This is a genomic window from Asticcacaulis sp. P2_C5 (genome assembly GCF_056404555.1).
The window spans coordinates 740173-758578 of sequence record NZ_JBFUDU010000001.1; the positions used below are offsets into that span (position 1 = coordinate 740173).

Annotated in this window: 13 protein-coding genes; 12 read left to right on the top strand and 1 reads right to left on the bottom strand. The window is 61.6% G+C overall.

Going from position 1 to position 18406, the window contains the following annotated elements; genetic code table 11:
- The 10 genes from edd (at position 1) to creD (ending at position 14729) form a co-directional block, all read left to right on the top strand.
- Entirely contained in the window at positions 1 to 1815 is a 1815-nt protein-coding gene (gene edd, locus AC1DXO_RS03050) for a phosphogluconate dehydratase (RefSeq protein WP_476976610.1), read from the top strand.
- Positions 1816 to 1819: 4 nt separating this feature from the next.
- The gene (gene glk / locus AC1DXO_RS03055) at positions 1820 to 2848 is read left to right on the top strand and encodes a glucokinase (protein ID WP_476976611.1); all 1029 of its coding nucleotides are present in this window, start codon (positions 1820 to 1822) and stop codon (positions 2846 to 2848) included.
- Between the two features lie 161 nt (positions 2849 to 3009).
- The gene (eda, locus tag AC1DXO_RS03060; protein WP_476976612.1) at positions 3010 to 3642 is read left to right on the top strand and encodes a bifunctional 4-hydroxy-2-oxoglutarate aldolase/2-dehydro-3-deoxy-phosphogluconate aldolase; all 633 of its coding nucleotides are present in this window, start codon (positions 3010 to 3012) and stop codon (positions 3640 to 3642) included.
- 119 nt (positions 3643 to 3761) lie between these two features.
- Positions 3762 to 4826 carry a LacI family DNA-binding transcriptional regulator gene (locus tag AC1DXO_RS03065; RefSeq protein WP_476976613.1) on the top strand — a complete coding sequence of 355 codons (1065 nt, stop codon included), beginning with the start codon at positions 3762 to 3764 and terminating at the stop codon, positions 4824 to 4826.
- Between the two features lie 842 nt (positions 4827 to 5668).
- Entirely contained in the window at positions 5669 to 8368 is a 2700-nt protein-coding gene (locus tag AC1DXO_RS03070; protein ID WP_476976614.1) for a glycoside hydrolase family 3 protein, read from the top strand.
- 283 nt (positions 8369 to 8651) lie between these two features.
- Positions 8652 to 10256, top strand: a complete 1605-nt coding sequence (locus AC1DXO_RS03075) for a sodium:solute symporter family transporter (protein WP_476976615.1) — start codon at positions 8652 to 8654, stop codon at positions 10254 to 10256.
- A gap of 84 nt (positions 10257 to 10340) precedes the next feature.
- A complete protein-coding gene (locus AC1DXO_RS03080; RefSeq protein WP_476976616.1) occupies positions 10341 to 10691 on the top strand; it encodes a hypothetical protein in 351 nt (116 codons plus the stop codon).
- A gap of 76 nt (positions 10692 to 10767) precedes the next feature.
- Complete coding sequence (locus AC1DXO_RS03085) at positions 10768 to 11655, top strand: 5'-methylthioadenosine/S-adenosylhomocysteine nucleosidase (RefSeq protein ID WP_476976617.1); 888 nt, start codon at positions 10768 to 10770, stop codon at positions 11653 to 11655.
- Between the two features lie 10 nt (positions 11656 to 11665).
- Positions 11666 to 12988, top strand: a complete 1323-nt coding sequence (locus AC1DXO_RS03090; RefSeq protein WP_476976618.1) for an NCS2 family permease — start codon at positions 11666 to 11668, stop codon at positions 12986 to 12988.
- A 313-nt stretch (positions 12989 to 13301) separates the two neighbouring features.
- Positions 13302 to 14729: a cell envelope integrity protein CreD gene (gene creD / locus AC1DXO_RS03095; protein WP_476976619.1), complete on the top strand. Its 1428-nt coding sequence runs from the start codon at positions 13302 to 13304 to the stop codon at positions 14727 to 14729.
- Between the two features lie 371 nt (positions 14730 to 15100).
- On the opposite strand, the gene AC1DXO_RS03100 is transcribed toward creD, so the two are convergent.
- On the bottom strand, positions 15101 to 16849 hold the full coding sequence (locus AC1DXO_RS03100; RefSeq protein WP_476976620.1) for an ArnT family glycosyltransferase: 1749 nt from the start codon (positions 16847 to 16849) through the stop codon (positions 15101 to 15103).
- 149 nt (positions 16850 to 16998) lie between these two features.
- Between AC1DXO_RS03100 and AC1DXO_RS03105 the strand changes: the two genes are divergently transcribed.
- Both AC1DXO_RS03105 and AC1DXO_RS03110 read left to right on the top strand, forming a co-directional pair.
- Positions 16999 to 17736: a glycosyltransferase gene (locus tag AC1DXO_RS03105; RefSeq protein WP_476976621.1), complete on the top strand. Its 738-nt coding sequence runs from the start codon at positions 16999 to 17001 to the stop codon at positions 17734 to 17736.
- A 25-nt stretch (positions 17737 to 17761) separates the two neighbouring features.
- Entirely contained in the window at positions 17762 to 18280 is a 519-nt protein-coding gene (locus AC1DXO_RS03110) for a hypothetical protein (protein WP_476976622.1), read from the top strand.
- The last annotated feature ends 126 nt before the right edge of the window (positions 18281 to 18406 follow it).

The following is an 18406-nucleotide window of genomic DNA, read 5'->3' on the forward strand; positions in this document are numbered from 1 at the left end:
ATGATACACCTGCATCCCGTCCTCGCCGAAGTCACCAACGCCATTATCGAGCGCTCGAAAGACCTGCGCGCCCAGTTCATGAGCCGCGCCGACCGCTATCGCTCGTCCGAACCCAGGCGCAAGAAACTGTCCTGCGCCAACTATGCCCACGTCGTGGCCGCCTCGGCGCCGGATGAAAAACTGCAGCAGGCGCTGGACGCCGTGCCCAATATCGGCGTTGTGACCTCGTACAACGACATGTTGTCGGCCCATCAGCCCTATCATGACTATCCGGAAAAGATCCGTCTGGCGGCGCGCAAGGTCGGCGCGACCTCGCAGGTCGCCGGCGGCGTGCCGGCCATGTGCGACGGCGTGACCCAGGGCCGCCCGGGCATGGAGCTGTCGCTGTTTTCGCGTGACGTCATCGCCATGGGCACGGCTATCGCCCTCAGCCACGACGCCTTTGACGCCGCCCTGATGCTGGGTATCTGCGACAAGATCGTGCCGGGCCTGGTCATGGGGGCGCTGTCCTTTGCCCACCTGCCGATCATCTTCGTCCCCAGCGGTCCCATGGGCTCGGGCCTGCCCAATCCCGAAAAGGCCAAGGTGCGCACCATGTACGCCCTGGGCCAGGTCGGACGCGACAAGCTGCTGGAAGCCGAGATGGCCTCGTACCATTCGGCCGGCACCTGCACCTTCTACGGCACGGCCAATTCCAATCAGATGCTGATGGAAATGATGGGCCTACACGTGCCGGGCGCCGCCTTTGTCTTTCCGGGCACTGGCCTTCGTGATGCCCTGACGGCCGCCGCCGTCGAACGCGCGGCGAAGACGGCCGAGAACTCGAAAAACCCGGCCAGGTTGGCCGACGTGCTGGATGCACGCGCCTTCGTCAACGGTGTGGTCGGCCTGCTGGCCACCGGCGGATCGACCAATCACGCCCTGCACCTGCCGGCCATGGCGCGCGCAGCGGGCGTGATCCTCACCTGGGAAGACATGGACAAGCTGTCGCGCGTCGTGCCGCTGCTCGCTCGCGTCTATCCCAATGGCTCGGCCGATGTGAACCATTTCCACGCCGCCGGCGGGATCGGTTTCGTCATTCGCGAACTGCTGGCCGCCGGTCTGCTGCACGGCGACGTCGAGACGGTATGGGGCCAGGGCCTGGCGCACTATGCCAAGGAGCCCATCCTCGACGATGGCCAGTTGATCTGGCGCGATCTGCCGGAAAAGAGCCTCGACGAGTCGGTGCTGCGGCCCATGTCCAATCCGTTCTCGCCCGAGGGTGGCCTGCGCGAAATCAAGGGCAATCTTGGCCGCGCGGTCGCCAAGGTGTCGGCCGTCAAGCCGGAGCATCAGGTGATCGAAGCGCCGTGCGTCGTGTTCGACGATCAGGACGACTTTCTTGCCGCCTTCAAGGCGAAGCAACTCCCGGAAAGCGATTTCATTTGCGTCGTGCGTTTCCAGGGGCCAAAAGCCAATGGCATGCCCGAATTGCACAGCCTGACTCCGTCGCTGTCGAGCTATCTCGACGCCGGACGCAAGGTGGCCCTGGTCAGCGATGGCCGCATGTCGGGCGCTTCGGGCAAGGTTGCGGGCGTGATCCACCTGACGCCGGAAGCGGTGGACGGCGGGCCGATCGCCAAGCTGAAAACGGGCGACCTGTTGCGGGTCGACTGCGAAAAAGGGACGATAGACTACCTCGGGGATGCCGCCGAGTTCGAGAACAGAACGAATGCCCAAAGGCCCGCAGAGGCCAACGGCGTAGGACGGGAACTTTTCGCACACATGCGCCGGGCGGTCGGACCGGCCGACGCGGGTGGTGCGGTTTTTTGGTAATCATATGACATCGTATTCAAAGACCGGGCATTTCGAGACGGGCTCCGTCATCCATTCTTCACGCGCCTTGCGGGGTTTGGTTGGCGATATCGGCGGCACCAATGCCCGTTTTGCCATTGCCGAACGCGTTGCAGGCAAGACGACCTTGGCGCATTTCAAATCGCTGGAATGTTCGGACTATAAGGACGTCTATGACGCCCTGAACGCCTATTTCGTCATGATCGGCGAAAAACCCGAACTCGACTATGCCTGCGTCGCCGTGGCCGGGCCGGTCAAGAACGGGGCGATCAAGTTCACCAATCTCGACTGGGAGGTCCGCGAGGATCTGCTGGCCCAGACGACGGGTGCGCGCAAGGCGCGCCTTATCAACGACTATGCGGCCCTGGCCTATTGCCTGCCGCATCTGTCGCACGACGACACCAAGACGATCGGCAGCGTCCGCACCGGCTTTGGCGATGTTCACGCCGTGATGGGCGCAGGCACCGGCTTCGGCGCCTCGGTCCTGGTGGGCGGCGAGTTTGGGCCCTATGCCCTGTCGACCGAAAGCGGCCACATGTCGTTTGCCCCGGTCAATGACTACGAAAGCGAAATCCTGCGTTTTCTGCGCAAAAAACATGGCCGCGTCACGATCGAGATGCTGTTGTCCGGGCCCGGCCTGGTCAATCTGTATATGGCGATCTCATCGATCCGTGGCGAACCGGCCCACGACTTGAACCCGGCCCAGATCACCCATCTCGATGGTGAAGACGCCACCGGATCGCGCTACACGGTCGAAGCCTTTCTCGACATCATGGCCAGCGTCTGTGGTGACCTGGCCCTGGCGCACGGCGCCGTGTCGGGCATGTTCATCGCCGGCGGCATTGCGCCACGCCTGATCAAGCATATCGACGAACTGCGCTTCCGCGCGCGCATGGAGGCCAAGGCGCCGCTGGCGCACATGGTCGCCTCCATTCCGTCGCGCATCATCATCCATCCGTATGCGGCGTTGCTAGGCTCGGCCAATGCGCTGACTGACGTTCAGATAACTGCGTAGATTAAGCACAGAGATCCACAGATTACACCGATTACACAGATTGTCGGCGAAGGTGCGGCTGCCCGCGCGAAGCGCAATATCTGTGTAATCGGTGAAATCTGTGGATGCCCTTTACATGACGTCGGCTGCGCCGCCGTCGTTTCAAGATAAGGATAACAGCCATGACGACCCATCCCGATATTCCGAAATACATGACCATGGGCCCAGTGCTGCCGGTGATGGTGATTCCGACGCTCGACCAGGCCCTGCCGTTGGCCGACGCCCTGCTGAAGGGCGGCATCCGCGTGCTGGAAATCACCCTGCGCACCGATTGCGCGCTCGAGGCCATCAAGCTGATCTCGAAGGAACGTCCTGACGCCGTGGTCGGCGCCGGAACGGTGCTGACGCCGAAGGATGCCGAAAAAGCCGCCAAGGCCGGTGCGAAGTTCCTCGTTTCGCCGGGCCTTACCAAGACCCTGGCGCAACAGGATGCCTGCCCGCTGCTGCCGGGTGTCGCGACCTCTTCGGAAGTGATGAAGGCAATGGAGTGGGGCTTTACGCACCTGAAATTCTTCCCGGCGGTTCCGGCCGGCGGCGTGCCCTATCTGAAGGGCATCGGCGGCCCTCTGCCCCAGGTCAAGTTCTGCCCGACCGGCGGTATCGACGCGAAAAATGCCGGCGATTTCCTGGCGCTGGACAATGTCCTGTGCGTCGGCGGTTCTTGGGTCGCGCCGGCCAAGGCCATGAATGAAGGCAATTGGGACGAGATTGCCCGCCTGGCCGCCGAGGCGGTTGCGACCTTTGGTAAGACCTAAGGCAGGCCCGAAAACGCGATAGGCCAGACAACGCCAGGGTTGACAAAGCTGTCAATGGCGGGGAATGCTGCGCAATAACACACTCATGTGATGTCCCGACAACGCAGGACACTCCCCGCTTGGCCACGCTGACAAAAGTTCCGCCACCTGGCACCGCGCCCAACACGGTGTCGACCATCAATGACGTGGCGCGGCTGGCTGGCGTATCGATCAAGACCGTATCGCGCGTCATGAACGACGAGCCGAATGTGCGCGACGAGACGCGCGCCAAGGTCAAGGAAGCCGCCAACCTGCTGCATTACCGGCCGAACCTGCTGGCCCGGTCGCTGGCCGGGTCGCGCAGCTTCCTGATCGGCCTGTTCTATGACAATCCGGTGCCATCCTATGTCTACGACCTGCAGATGGGCGCCATCAAACGCTGTCGGCGCAGCGGCTATCACCTGCTGGCCGAACCGCAGGACAGCCATGCCCCCGATCTGGAACGCTCGATCGCCGGACTCCTGGCGACGATACGCCTCGACGGGGTGATTCTGACCCCGCCGCTATGCGACATGGCGGTGGTTCTGCAGACGGTTGAGGCGGCGGGTGTGCCCTATGTCCGCGTGGCGCCATTCCTGTATCCAGGCCGGTCGGCCTGTGTACGCATGGACGATACCCGCGCTGCCTTCGAGATGACCGATCATCTGCTGAAACTCGGTCATACCGACATCGGCTTCGTGCTGGGCCATCCCGAACATGGGGCGTCGCACCTGCGTTACGAAGGCTTCGTCAAGGCGATGCGCGAGGCCGGGCTGGAACCGCGCGCCGAATGGGTCAAACAGGGCTATTTCACCTTCGATTCGGGTGTCGATGCCGCCAAGGCGCTGTTTGCCGGCACCCGTCGCCCGACGGCCGTATTTGCCTCCAACGACGTCATGGCGTTCGGCATGATGGCCCATGCCCAGCAAATCGGTTTGAAAGTTCCTGAAGACGTGTCGATCGTCGGTTTCGACGACACGCCCGGCTCGACCTTGATCTGGCCGCATCTGACGACGATCCGCCAGCCGATCGAGGACCTGGCGCATGAGGCGGCGGACATCCTGTTGGTCCGCGCCAATGGCGACGACGATGGCGCGCACCTGGGCCAAACCAGCCGCCTGCTGCCGTTCGAGCTCATCACGCGCAAGTCGGCGATCGCGCGCTGATTTTCCGCCAGCGCAAGTCGGTGGATGCACGTCTTCGGCTGTGGAATCTTGGATCACGAAAAGCACGAAAAAAGAGAAAAGCACGAACGGGAGTTACCGATACGCCCGCGCGAAGCGCCTCAATTCCTCCATGCCACTTTGCGAATGATTGCCCTTCGGGCGAGGAACGACCAGCGTGCTTCCGTTCGTGCTTTTCCCTTTTTTCGTGTGGTTCGTGTTGAAAAATTCCACTGTCAGGGCCGGTAAAACGCGGGCAGCGCTGTCGAAATGACCCAGGTCGAGATCAAAAAAAACCCGACGGATCCAAAAAGGAACCGTCGGGATTAAAGGCCAGTGCCTTCCAAATAATGCCACATTTAAGAAGGCGCTTTAAAACCACATAACACCCGGACAGTGAAAAAGGGAAAGAAGTCCGAACGTCAGCCAGCGGTCTTAAACACAAACCCGATACGTCATGAAACGCAGCGGGAAACAGGGTAGGGCCATCTATAGCCGCAAACTGACAACGCTGTCAAATAAATAATAAAACCAAAAATATTTTTCTTTTATGTTCAGCTGTTTGGCACCTTCAACGCCTGTCACAGCGCGATTTCGACCTTGCGTCAAAAAAGCGAGCGCGCTTGACGACGGGTGATAGCGCTGTCAATAGTCATACAAAAAGTCCGTATTATCATATGGTTCGTCACACGGTATTATGACCATCTGGAACATGCGGGCGTGGGTGTCGTGGTAAAGTCTGACTCCGGAGTCTGGCGTGTCGTCATCGACAGCAGCTTTGTTCCGTGCTTCGACCGTGCTAAACAACCTGAAAAATGTTGGGAAAAATGCGCTTAAGGAGCATCATGTCTGTCACGATTCCGCACCTCACGTTCAAGAGCGCGCTCAAGCTGGGTGCCGCGGTGGGCCTGGCACTTTCGCTGATCGGACCTACGCTTGCCGTCGATTCCGCCTGGGCGAAGAAGGCCAAGCCTGCGGCCCACAAGGTCGTCAAGAAGAAGGTGACGAAAAGGTCCGGAACGAAAAAGAAGGCTGCGCACAAGGCGACCCGCAAGGCTACCCGGGCAGCGCCAAAAGCCAAGCCGGCGCCCAAGGCTGTGGCGCAGGCCATTATTCCGGTCGATCCCGCCTGGCCCAAGCTGGGCGACGCCGGCCTGATCGATGCAGCGACCGAGGCGCGGATCAGCGACATCATGGCCCGTATGACGATCGAGGAAAAGGTCGGCCAGACCGTCCAGGCCGATATCAATTTCATCACGCCCGAAGAGCTCAAGACCTATCCGCTGGGCTCGATCCTGGCCGGCGGCAATTCCTCGCCCGGCGGCAACGAACGCGCTACGCCCGACCAATGGCTGCAACTGGCTGACAACTACTGGCGCGCCGCGCTGGATCGTCCAACCAATGCGCCGATTCCGTTGCTGTTCGGCATCGACGCCGTGCACGGCCACTCAAACCTGGTCGGCGCGGTCATCTTCCCGCACAATGTCGGCCTGGGCGCCATGCACGACCCCGAGCTGATCCGTCGCATCGGTGAGGTTACGGCCGACGAAATGGCGCTGGCCGGAGTCGACTGGACCTTCGCGCCGACGGTCGCCGTATCGCGCGACAAGCGCTGGGGCCGGTCCTACGAATCCTATTCCGAAAATCCCGGCGACGTCGCGTCCTATTCCGGCATGATGGTCGAGGGTCTGCAAGGCGTCGGCGCCGGCCATGACGGCGTCAAGCCCGGCCATATCATGTCGACCGCCAAGCATTTTCTCGGCGACGGCGGCACAAAGGACGGCAAGGACCAGGGCGACGCCGAGATGACCGAAGCCGATCTGGCGCGCATCCATGGCGCCGGCTATCCGCCGGCAATCCGCGCCGGCGTGCTGTCGGTCATGATCTCATTCTCGTCGTGGAACGGCGAGAAGATGGCGGGCAACAAGCACATCATTACCGGTGCCCTGAAGCAGCGCATGCATTTCGATGGCTTCACCATCACCGACTGGAATGCCCACCGCCAGCTTACGGGCTGCGAAACCGACGACTGTCCGCAGGCCATGAATGCCGGCATTGACATGTTTATGGCGCCCGACAGCTGGAAGCCGGTTTATGAAAACCTGCTGGCCGAGGTCAAGGCGGGCAAGATTCCGATGTCGCGCCTCGACGACGCCGTTCGCCGCATCCTGCGCGCCAAGATCAAGGGCGGCCTGTTCGAACTGGGCGCTCCGAAAGACCGTGCCCTGGCCGGCCATTGGGAAAATCTCGGTTCGCCTGAACACCGCGCGGTGGCGCGTCAGGCCGTGCGGGAATCGCTGGTCCTGATCAAGAACGAAAACCATACCCTGCCGCTGCGCGGGTCGTCGCATATCCTGGTCACCGGTTCGGGCGCCGACGATATCGGCAAGCAGGCCGGCGGCTGGACCATCACCTGGCAAGGGACAGGCAATACGCGCTCCGACTTCCCCAATGGCCAGTCGATCTGGGAAGGCATTGCCGAAGCCGCCGAAAACTACGGCGGCATTGCGTCGCTGAGCGTTGATGGCGTCTACAAGGAAAAGCCCGACGTCGCGGTGGTGGTGATCGGTGAGGATCCCTATGCCGAGTTCCAGGGCGATCGCGCCAATCTCGACTACCAGACCGGCGAACGTTCCGACCTGGCCCTGATCACCAAGCTGAAGCGCCAGGGCATCCCCGTCGTGACGGTCTTCCTGTCGGGCCGCCCGCTGTGGACCAACCCCGAGATCAATGCCTCGGACGCCTTTGTCGAGGCCTGGCTGCCCGGAACCGAAGGCGGCGGTATCGCCGATGTCATCGTCGGTGACGCCGACAAGCGCGTGCGCAACGACTTCCACGGCAAGCTGACCTTCTCATGGCCCAAGCGCGCCAACCAGGGTCCGCTCAATATCGGCACGCCCGACTATGACCCGCAATTCCCATACGGTTACGGCCTGACCTATGCCGATATCGGCGATGTGCCGCAGTTGTCGGAAGATTCCGGCCTGAGCAGCGAAGCCGTGGTCAATGTCGACACCTATTTCGCCGCCGGTCGCGTCAAGGCGCCGTGGCAACTCAACCTGATCGATGGCCAGGGCGCGACCAGCGGCGACCAGGGCAGTTTCTCGAGCCCGGGCGGCGTGGTCATGCAGAACGCCGTCGACGCCGGCAAACAGGAAGCCGGCCGGTCGCTGGTCTTTACCGGCCAGGGGCGTGGCGAAGCGGCCTTTGTCGGTGACGCGGTCGATCTCAGCCGTCAGACCACCGGCAAGATGGCGGTGGCCCTCAGCTATCGCCTCGACGCAGCCGTGACCGGTCCGGTCTATATGGCCATGGGAACCGGGTTGGGCGATGAACACGCGGTCGACATCTCCTCGGTCCTGACAGCGCCTACCGGCCAGTGGGCAACGCTGAAGATCACGCTCGACTGCTTCGTGGCGGCGGGTGTCGATGTCTCCAAGGTCGGGGTGCCGTTCTCCCTCAGCAGCGAGCAGCCCTTGTCGCTCAGCTATTCCGGCGTCAAGCTGGCTTCGGACGAAGGAGACGCGACCTGCCCTACGCAATAGGGGCATCTTATTCCAAGCGGCGATGACTTCATCGCGCTTGGCAAGGGCGCCAGAAAACACCCTTTGGCCGCCGCCGCCGCCGCCGATTCGGCGAGCCATCGGGGCCGGCCCTCCGGCGGCGCGTGAGCTAAAAACTAGAGCGGCGAAACCAATCGCCGCCATTCGCCTGTTGGGACCATAGGATTGATTTGGCGCTGGCGTCATGTCAATTGTATGATAATAACCGTGATAGGGACTAAAAAATCAACGGTCGCACAAAGCCGGCCATTTTACAGGGGTACCCATGCCTGATCTGAAGCAGTTTTTGCCGTCGGCGAATATTCTGTCCAGTTTCGATATCTGGATCGTGCTGTTCTACGCCGTCTCGATCTTCGTCCTGGCCCAGGTCGTTTCGCGCCGCAAGTCCGGCGAGGAAGTGTCGTCCAAGGGCTATTTTCTGGCCAATAACCAGCTGCCTTGGTGGGCTATCGGCGCTTCGCTGATCGCCGCCAATATCTCCGCCGAGCAGATTATCGGCATGTCGGGCTCGGGCTACCGTATCGGCCTGGCCATCGCCTCCTACGAATGGATGGCGGCGATCACCCTGATCATCGTCGGCAAGTACTTCCTGCCGGTCTTCCTGAAGAACGGCGTCATGACCATGCCGGGCTTCCTGCAGCAGCGCTTTGGTCCGTCGGTCAAGTACCTGATGGCCGTCTTCTGGCTGATCCTCTACGTCTTCGTCAACCTGACCTCGATCCTGTGGCTGGGTGGTACGGCGGTAACGACGGTGACGGCGGTAGAACCGCTCTATTGCCTGATCATCCTTGGCATTTTTGCCCTGCTGTACCAGATCTCGGGCGGGCTGCGCGCCGTCGCCCTGACCGACATCGTCCAGGTGACCCTGCTGGTTCTGGGTGGCCTTATCATTGTGGCCCTGACCCTGACCAAGATTGCCGGCGAGACCGGTGTGGCCGGTTTCCTCAGCGGTTTCGCGACCCTGAAGGAAAAGTTCCCCGACCACTTCCACATGATCCTCGGCAAGGATTCGCCCTTCTACAAGGACCTGCCGGGTATCGCCGTCCTGGTCGGCGGCATGTGGGTGATGAACATCTCCTACTGGGGTTTCAACCAGTATATCATCCAGCGCGCCCTGGCCGCCAAGTCGCTGCCGGAAGCCCAGAAGGGCATTGCCTTCGCCGCCTATCTGAAGCTGTTGATGCCGCTGATCGTCGTCGTTCCGGGCATGGCCGCCCTGATCCTGTCGCCGAACCTGGCCGTGGCTGACCATGCCTATCCGGAAATGATGAAGCTGCTGCCGACCGGTCTGCTGGGTCTGGTTTTCGTGGCGCTGGCCTTCGCCGTTATCTCGTCGACAGCGTCGAAGATCAACTCGATCGCCACCATCTTCACGATCGACATCGTCGCTCCGCTGAAGCCGGAACTGAGCGAAAAGGTCCTGGTCACGATCGGCCGTATCGCTTCGGTGGTCGCGGTCGCCATCGCCATCGCCGTGGCGCAACCGCTGCTCGGCAAGACCGACCAGGCCTTCCAATATATCCAGAACTTCACCGGCTATTTCACGCCGGGTATCGTCGTGATCTTCGCGTTCGGTATGTTCTGGAAGCGTTGCTCGACGGCCGGCGCCCTGGCGACCATCGTCGGCGGCGTGGCGATTTCGGCCATCTGGTCCTACCTGCAGCCGGACTATCCGTTCATGAACCGCGTCGGCTGGGTGTTTGTCGCCTCGGCGCTGATCTGCGTGCTGGTCTCGCTGGTTGTCCCGAACCGCAAGGAAGTCTCCACCCTGACGCTGGAAGGCGTCAGCTTCAAGACGACACCGTCGTTCAACGTCCTGGCGATCGGCGTGATCGTGATTCTGGTCGCGCTGTACACACTCCTTTGGTGAGAACGAGGGCTTTGCCAAAACGAAGAACGGCGGGAGCAATCCCGCCGTTTTTTGTTGAAGGCAGCCGGACGGCGGGAGAAGACGATGAGAGTGAAATGTCCACCATCGTTTTCAGCAATGGCGATCGGTCCTGAAGGCCAATATCATTTGCATTTCGAACCTCTGGACGAATGGGACGGCGTTACCACCACGGAAATCGCTGGCACGCCTATGCGTTGGAAAGTCGACGTAATTGAATCGGATGAAAGCGGGAATATCGCTTTCAGTGGGCTGACGAGGGGCTCCGAACCCGTTTGGCACGATTGCTTCTGGTTTGAGTTACGCCTGGATGCGAACTCAATAATCGCATACTGGGGCAATCAGGTTCTGTTGCGGACCGATCCGGTGACGGCTTCGCCTAAGGTGCGCTTCACGCACCTGCGAAATAGCCATTGACGAAACGCTGTTTGCCCGATTGACTGTCCTCTTTGCAGTCGCGGGGCCGGGCATGCGAATTTTGGCGGCAGTCTGGATGATACTGGCACTGGCCATGGCCGGCGCCACACCCGTCGCCGCCCGAACGCCGAGGTCTAAACCCGTGCAGATACCCCGCACCGCCATCATCCTGGCCTTCGAGCCGGAATGGCAGGCCCTGATCCCGCATATCGACCATGCCAGGACACGCAGCGAAGGCGGCGTCACCTACGTCACAGGTCGGCTGGGCGGCAAACCGGTCGTGGTGACCATGAGCGGCATTTCCATGGTCAATGCCGCCATGCATACCCAGCGCCTGATCGATCATTACAAGGTCTCGCGCATCGTCTTTTCCGGTATTGCCGGCGGCATAGATCCGTCCCTGCATATCGGCGATATCGTCGTTGCTGAACGCTGGTCCCAGCCGATGGAGACCCTGGCGGCGCGACAGACAGCTGACGGCTACAAAGCGCCGGGCTGGCTGTGGGGTATGTCGGCCAAACCCAATTACGGCATCTTCTTCCCGCGCCAGGTGCGCATCGATGAGACCGACTACGACGCCTTTCCGGCCGACCCCGCCCTGCTGGGTATTGCGCGCGAGGTCGCGGCGACCACGCCGCTGCGTGACCGGTCCGCGGTCGCGGGCAAGCTCGACCACGCGCCGCAGATAGTAGTCGGCGGGGAGGGCGTATCGGCGGCGTCGTTTATCGACAATGCCGAGTATCGCGACTACCTGTTTACCGCCTTCCACGCCCGGGTGACCGATATGGAAACCGCCGCGGTCGCCCAGGTCGCCTATGCCAACCATGTGCCCTTTATCGCCTTCCGCGCGGTTTCGGACCTGGCGGGAGGCGACAATGACAGCAACCAGATGCAGACCTTCATGACCGTGGCCTCCGAAAACTCGGCCGACGTCGTGATCGCCTTCGTCAAGGCCCTGCCTTAGGAGACTTAGAATGCGCCAAGCCCTCGACCGCTATTTCGGACTTGCCAACCAAGGCACGACGGTGCGCACCGAGGCCGTGGCCGGTTTCACCACCTTTCTGACCATGGCCTATATCATCCTGGTCAATCCGGCCATCCTGTCGCAAACCGGCATGCCGATAGCCGCCGTGGCCGCCGCCACCTGCGCCTCGGCGGCCTTTGCCTCGATCCTGATGGGCCTGGTCGCCAACTATCCCCTGGCTCTGGCGCCGGGCATGGGGCTCAATGCCTATTTCACCTTTTCCGTGGTCAAGGGGATGGGCCTGCCGTGGGAGGTGGCGCTAGGTTGCGTCTTTATCTCCGGCGTTTGTTTCCTGATCCTGACCGTGGCCGGCGTGCGGCAGCTGATCGTCAACGCCATTCCGCGTCCGCTATTCGCCGCCGTCGCCGCCGGGATAGGCCTGTTCATCGCCTTTATCGGTCTGAAGGACGCCGGCATCATCGTCGCCAACCCTGCGACCACGGTGGCCCTCGGCGACCTGCATGCGCCAACGGCCCTGCTGGCCCTGGCCGGCCTGGCGGTGATCGCCGTGCTCAATGCCTGGCGGGTCAAGGGCGCCATCCTGATCGGCATATTGGCGACAACAGCGATTGGCTGGCTGTTGCACCTGGTCAGCTATACACCGCAGCCCTACGACCTGACCGCCATGACGGCGACGGCGGGGCGGCTGGATATCCCCGGCGCTCTGAACATCAACAAGGCCGGGTTCGGTGTCCTGGAGATCATCTTCGTCTTTCTGTTTGTCGACCTGTTCGACAATGTCGGCACCCTGGTGGCGGTGACCAAACGCGCCGGCCTGGTTGCCGAAGACGGCACCATTCCGCGCCTCAACCGCATCCTGATCGCCGACTCGATCGCCACCATGGTCGGCGCGTTTCTCGGCACCTCGACCGTCACCAGCTATATCGAGAGCGCCGCCGGCGTCCAGGCGGGCGGGCGCACTGGCCTGACCGCCGTGGTGACGGGCCTGCTGTTCCTGGTCGCCATGGTCTTCGCGCCCTATGCCCAGATCATCCCGGCGGCCGCGACCGCGCCGGCTTTGATCATTGTCGGCGCCATGATGATGAAACCGCTGACCGAGATCGAATGGGACGATCCGGTCGTGGCCCTGCCGGCCTTTCTGACGGTGATCGGCATCCCGTTGACCTTTTCCATCGCCAATGGCCTGGCCTTCGGCATCACCGCCTATGCCCTGCTGAAGGTGCTGCGCGGTCAGGCCCGGCCTGGCGACTGGATGCTGCTGGTCCTGGCTGGGCTGTTCGTCGTGCGGTTTGTCTATCTGTCGGCCGCCTGATCGCCCGTTATGGGCCAGAGGAAGAAGCGTCTTCCCACAGATTGACACAGATTTTCACAGATTAAGGGTTATTTTTCAGAGGCTTATTTCCATATTTTCGCTCTTGGTGGCATGTGACAATGGCGCGCAGCGCCGGATTTCAAATCTGTGAAAATCTGAGCCAATCTGTGGGAAAATCCTTCTTTCTGTCTTACACGGCATCAATTTTGAACATTGTTCAAAATTATCTTGCGTCCCTTGGAGATAGTGATAGGGTCCCGGTCGCCGAGCCAATTGCGGTCGGCTTAACTGGACGTTTCCGAGGGGGAAATTTATGTCCGATATCGCACCCACGGCCCCACCCGACTACCATCCCCGCCGCGGCCTGATCAGCCGCAGCAAGGGCACCAAGCTGTTGATCGTCTGTATCCTGGCCGTCCTGATGTCTATTCCCGCCGGCGGGGTCTTCATGCTGCTGCTGGATCGCACCCACCGTGCCGAACAGGTCGCCAGCGAGATCGGCGGCCTGATGGGCGGGCCGCAGACCTTCCTGGGACCGGTCATCGCCGTGCCCTATACGACGCCGGCACGCGTTGAGACCGATGCGCAAGGTGTTCGAACCACCATTCCGCAGCAGACCTCGACCCTGGTCGTCTTCCCGATGACCGGTCAGGCCCAGGCTGGCAGCCGCAGCGAGGTGCGTTCGCGATCGCTGTTCCGCGTCCCAGTCTATACGTCGGACCTGCATTTCCAGGCCCATTTCGACCTCACACAGGTCACGGCGCCACAGGGGGCAACGCTCGACTGGAGCAAGGCGCAACTGCTGTCCGGCGCTTCGGATTCACGCGGCGCTCGCAAGGATATCGTGGCCACCATCGACGGTACCGCCGTCACCCTGGCGCCGGCTGCCGAAGGGGCGCAAAACATCGGCACGAGCGATGGCAATACGCAGCTTGACCTGTTCTCGGCGCCGTTGGCGGGGCTCGACACCGCCGCACCGCACGACATTACGCTGGATATGAGCTTCACCGGCGCCCAGAAGATCGGCGTCCTCGCCTATGCCAAGTCGTCTGACGTCACCATCTCGGGTGACTGGAACACGCCCTCCTTCGGAGGCGGTTTCCTGCCGGCCGCGCGGGCCTTTCACCACACGCGTGACGCGCCCCTGGTCAAGGGCGAGGAGGACCTGAAGTCGGGCTTCAAGGCGACCTGGTCCGTGCCCTTTATCGCCCGCGGTCTGCCGGCGGTCATCGGCCTCGACAGCCTGTCCAGTCTCGGCAAGTCGGAACTGTCGGTCACCTTCGTCGAAAACACCAACCCGTATCAGAATGTCGGCCGGTCGCTGAAATACGCTCTGCTGTTTGTCGGCCTGGTCTTTCTCACCTATTTCGTCTTTGAAAGCACCAGCAAGCGCGAACTGCATCCGGCGCAATATATCCTGATCGGCCTGGCCCAGATCACCTTTTACCTGCTGCTGTTGTCCCTGGCCGAACGGATCGGTTTCGACGCCGCCTTCGCGGTCGCAGCCTTCGCCACGGTGGGGTTGATCTCGTCCTATGCCTGGATGGTGTTCAAAAGCCTGATGCGCGGTCTGGCGGCGCTGGGCGTCTTCAGCCTGCTGTACGGCGTGATCTACACCCTGATGCGGATGGAAGACTATGCGCTTCTGGTGGGGGCGGTCGCGGCCTTCGTGGTGATCGCCACGGTCATGGTCCTGACGCGCAATATCAACTGGTACGGCAGCGAGCCCGAGCCGGCTTGATCGAAGTAGGGGACGTCGTCGCCGGCGTCCCCTGCACCAATAACCTTCGCCCGAAGGGCTGTTGCTTCCAATATGGGGCGCCGAGAGAGACCATGGGCGCTTAACATCCGTGCCTTCATCCGTGTCCGCGAAGCGGCATCCGTGGACTTATCCGTGGTTAAAATTCTTTTTCTGGCTGACAGTGTCGAAGCATGCCGCAGCACCGAAAGCTGGATCTCCCGGAGGCGGGGGGATCGTCAAGACTTAAGATTTGAACACGGATAAGGCACGGATGCCGCTTCGCGGACACGGATGAAGGCACGGATTTTCACATTATTATAATGCCGGGAAGAGTCCGATCTGACATGTGAACGCCCTTCGGGCAAGGAAGGCTACTGTCCCGTCAGATGCGGATTGTCATACAGGGTCAGGACCACATCGTCGCCGTTAGAGTAGTTGAAGCCCTTGACCTGGCTGACCACGTGCGGGACGATTCCGGCGGCTTTCGCTTCGGCCTGGAACGCCGCCTCGGCGCGCGACTCGACGAACAGAGGACGGCCGTCGCGCAAGGCCGCAACCGCGCCCCTGGCGTTGTCGTTGAGGATCTGGGTCTTGGTGCCCATCCTGAAGACAAAGCTCTGCTCGCCATAGCCCAGCACGGCCACCGGACCCGGCGCTATGCCTTCGCGCGGGTCGAGCTTTGCCGCGATCAGCGCGCCTTCCATAGTGCGCGACACCCAGAGGGGAGTGAGCGAGGCCGCCAGACCTATAAAGCTGAGGTGGGCGATGATGCCCGAGGCCAGCAGGAAACCGAAAGCCGTGCGCTGCTGGTTGCGCAGCAAAAGCCAGCTGGCGAAGATCATCAGGACCAGGGCCGAGGCGCCTACCGCGATGAGCAGCCGCAGGGAGTCGGCGCTGCCGTACTTGTGAAAACCAATATAGGCGGCGACGGTCAGGGCGACGCCACCCAGCAGGCCGATAACGACATTGGCGACCTTCGCCCAGGTTTTCAGCGGCACGTCCAGCGAGACGGCGCATAGCCAGGCCAGGGCGGCGAAGGTCGGCAGGGTGTAGTGCGGCAGCTTGGTCGGCATGATCTCGAAAAACAGGAAGGTCGGCACGAACCAGGCGACGGCGAACCGTATAGCCGGTTCCGTGCGGCGCTGGACCGCCGTCTGGATGGCGCCACCCAGCAGGCCACAGGCCGGGAAGAAGGTGATGGCCAGCAACAGTGTATGGGTGCCGGGCCAACCAAAATGGCCTTCCGACCCGCCGTTCAGTTTTGTCGCCAGGTCGTGGCCTATGGCGCCGGTCCAGAAGGCGCCGTCGGTCATGATGGTGATGGCCACGGCCCAGGGACCACAGAAGGCCAGGCAGAAGATCAGCCCCCAGCCCATATTGAGCCGGCGTAGCCAGGTGAGTTTGCGGTCCCATCCCCACAGGAACAGAATGGGGAGGACGACGGCCAGCACGGCCGCCGGTCCCTTGACGATAATGGCCAGGGCGATGGCCAGCCAGAAGAGACAAGTGTCACGCGCCAGGCCGGGCGCAGGATCGTTTTTGGCGAGATCACGCGTGCGCAGATAGATGCGCGACAGGGCGGCCATGGCCAGGGTCAGCAGGCCGCACAGGACGGCGTCGGTCTTGGCCCAGAAGGCTTCGGTCGACAGCATAAAGGTGACGGCGAAGATCAACCCGGCCTTGGTCCCGACGCGCGTACCAAAGGCGTTCGAAGCTCCCCAGGCGCAGGCGAAAGCGGCCAGGGCGGCTCCAAAGAGCGACGGCCAGCGATAGGCCAGGATGTCACGCGCATCGATCTTCGAGGTCAGTTTGACGGCCGCCACTTGCAGCCAATGAATACCCGGCGGCTTTTTGTAGCGCGGGGTATCCTGATTGAACATGCGGATATAGTCGTGGCCTTCCATCATCTGGGCGGTGGCCTGGACGAAGCGTGCTTCGTCGCGGTCGATCGGCGGCATGATGATGGCGCAGGGCAGGGCGACGACAAAGGCCAGCAAGGCGGCGGCGAGGGGGCCGCGCAGTCCTCGTGAGGCCTGGTCGAAGAAGGGCGTGTGCATGAGCCGCTCGAGCGCGGACTTCAGATCGGCCAGGATATCGGATAAGCGAAGCGCGAAAGACATCCGATCCCTTTATGCGTAATACAAATTGACGGCAAATGCCTGTTTACGGTTATGACGGAAAGCGATAAGAGGTGATAAAAAGCCTATCCGCCCCAAGTACTTAGGCCCAGCCATCATGCTGTGCCGCCCTATGGAACGCAAATTCGACCATGCCCCTGACCGTTTCCGTCGTCGTACCCGTCTATAACGAGGAAGGGGCCTGCGTACAAGTCGCACGCGAGATAGTCGCCTCCTTTTCAAAGGCTTATGGCGAGGACGGCTTCGAGGTCGTCTTCGTCGACGACTGCAGCAAGGACGCGACACTCAGTCGTCTGGAGGGGGTCTTAAGCGAAATGCCGGCCGTGCGCGTCCTGCACTTTGAGAAAAATGCCGGCAAGACCTGCGCTATCCGCACCGGCGTGATGGCGGCACGCGGTGAGATCATCGTCACCATGGACGGCGACGGGCAGAATCCGCCGGACGATGCTGCGCACCTGACCCAGGTCCTGGGGGCTGCCGGTCCGGACATCGGCATGGTCGCCGGCATCCGCCGCAATCGCCAGGACAATCTGTCGAAGAAATGGGCGTCTCGGCTGGCCAACAGCATCCGTCTGGCCTTGCTCAATGACGGTTGCGTCGACACCGGCTGCGGTCTGAAGGCCTTTCGCCGCGAGGTTTTCCTGCGCCTGCCCTACTTCGATCAGATGCACCGTTATTTTCCGTCCCTGGTGGCGCGCGAGGGTTTCGGCATGCTGTTCGAGCCGGTCGATGATCGCTTACGTACAACAGGTCAATCGAAATATACAAACCTGGGACGTTTAGCTGTGGCGCTGTTGGACCTCCCCGGTGTAATATGGCTGAACCATCGTTATCGAAAACCCGGCAAGGTGTCGGAAAGCGGGCGGTGAGGCAAGCGGGGCGGGAGGACATTTTATGGCCATTGATCACGACCTCATTGCCAAGGAAGCTGCCATCGGCATGTACGATGAGCAACAGCCGGCCGCGAGACAAAAAAAGGAATTCAGCGTGATTACAGCCTTCCCGCTCCTGCTTTTACCCTGGTTCGTTTACAATGTCCTGGCCGTGTTCGCCATCCTGGCCGGCAGCGACGCCGGTTCGGCCTATAACGCCATGGTCCAGCCGCTATTCACCCTGCCCATGCCGTCGCCCGGCACCCACTGGACGGTCGCGGTCGGCGACATCATCCTGCTGGGCTCGCTGATCTGCCTGTTCTTCGAGCTGCTGAAATCGACCAAGTCGGACAAGGTGGCGATCATCAACCACTCCTTGTCGATGGTGCTGTTCATCGTTTGCCTGGTCGAATTCCTGCTGCTGCGGCCGTTCGCCACCTCGACCTTCTTCCTGCTGACCAGCATGACGTTGATGGATGTGCTGGCGGGCTTTATCGTCACGGCCATCTCGGCCCGGAAAGATATCGACTTCGGGCATTAGGTTCGGTCGGTATTTGAAGTTTGAAAAACCCCGGATCGGCAACGGTCCGGGGTTTTTGTTGCGCGTTGGGTAATAGGAATTTGGAACCGCGAATGAACGCGAATAAACGCGAATGAATTGAGCGCT